This window comes from Pseudomonas sp. G1002, assembly GCF_013385455.1.
Classification (GTDB): domain Bacteria; phylum Pseudomonadota; class Gammaproteobacteria; order Pseudomonadales; family Pseudomonadaceae; genus Aquipseudomonas.
In genome coordinates, this window is sequence record NZ_JACAPY010000067.1 from 1 (window position 1) to 1,347 (window position 1,347).

The window sequence follows — 1,347 nt, forward strand, 5'->3', positions numbered from 1 at the left end:
TTGCATATGCTTGTATGTACAAGTAAAGATGTGTGCGTAAGAGTCCATGAACTTCCTCTTCGCACCCATCAATGTTCGCGCATTGATCGTTGAGGATTTTTTTGTGACCAAGCCTACCCAATACCGTGACGTTGAAATCCGTGCCGCACGCGGCAACACGCTGACCGCCAAAAGCTGGCTGACTGAAGCGCCGCTGCGCATGTTGATGAACAACCTCGACCCGCAGGTTGCCGAAAATCCGAAAGAACTGGTGGTGTACGGCGGTATCGGCCGTGCGGCACGTAACTGGGAATGCTACGACAAGATCGTCGAAAGCCTGACCAACCTCAACGACGACGAAACCCTGCTGGTGCAATCCGGCAAACCCGTCGGCGTGTTCAAGACCCACAGCAACGCCCCGCGCGTGCTGATCGCCAACTCCAACCTGGTACCGCACTGGGCGAGCTGGGAGCATTTCAACGAACTGGATGCCAAGGGCCTGGCCATGTACGGCCAGATGACCGCCGGCAGCTGGATCTACATCGGCAGCCAGGGCATCGTGCAGGGCACCTACGAAACCTTCGTCGAAGCCGGTCGCCAGCACTACAACGATGACCTCAAGGGCCGTTGGGTCCTGACTGCCGGCCTCGGCGGCATGGGCGGCGCCCAGCCACTGGCCGCGACCCTGGCCGGTGCCTGCTCGCTGAACATCGAATGCCAGCAGGTCAGCATCGACTTCCGCCTGAGCAGCCGCTACGTCGACGAACAAGCCACCGACCTCGACGACGCCCTGGCGCGCATCGACAAATACACCAAGGCCGGCCAGGCGATCTCCATCGCGTTGCTGGGCAACGCCGCTGAAATCCTTCCGGAACTGGTCAAGCGCGGCGTGCGCCCGGACATGGTCACCGACCAGACCAGCGCCCACGACCCGCTCAACGGCTACCTGCCCACCGGCTGGACCTGGGACGAATACCGCGCCCGCGCCAAGACCGAACCGGCCGAAGTGATCAAGGCCGCCAAGCAGTCGATGGCCGTGCACGTCAAGGCCATGCTCGAGTTCCAGAAACAAGGCATCCCGACGTTCGACTACGGCAACAACATCCGTCAGATGGCGCAAGAAGTGGGCGTGGAAAACGCCTTCGACTTCCCGGGTTTCGTCCCGGCCTACATCCGTCCGCTGTTCTGCCGTGGCATCGGCCCGTTCCGTTGGGCTGCGCTGTCGGGCGACCCGCAAGACATCTACAAGACCGACGCCAAAGTCAAAGAGCTGATCCCGGACGACGCGCACCTGCACAACTGGCTGGACATGGCCCGCGAGCGCATCAGCTTCCAGGGCCTGCCGGCGCGTATCTGCTGGGTTGGCCT

General features: G+C 61.8%; 1 protein-coding gene. It reads left to right on the top strand.

Features of this window, described 5'->3' with window-relative positions; all coding sequences use genetic code 11:
• Positions 1-103: 103 nt before the first annotated feature.
• On the top strand, positions 104-1,347 hold a 1,244-nt coding region (hutU, locus tag HX801_RS31510), incomplete at its 3' end, for a urocanate hydratase (RefSeq protein WP_177023410.1).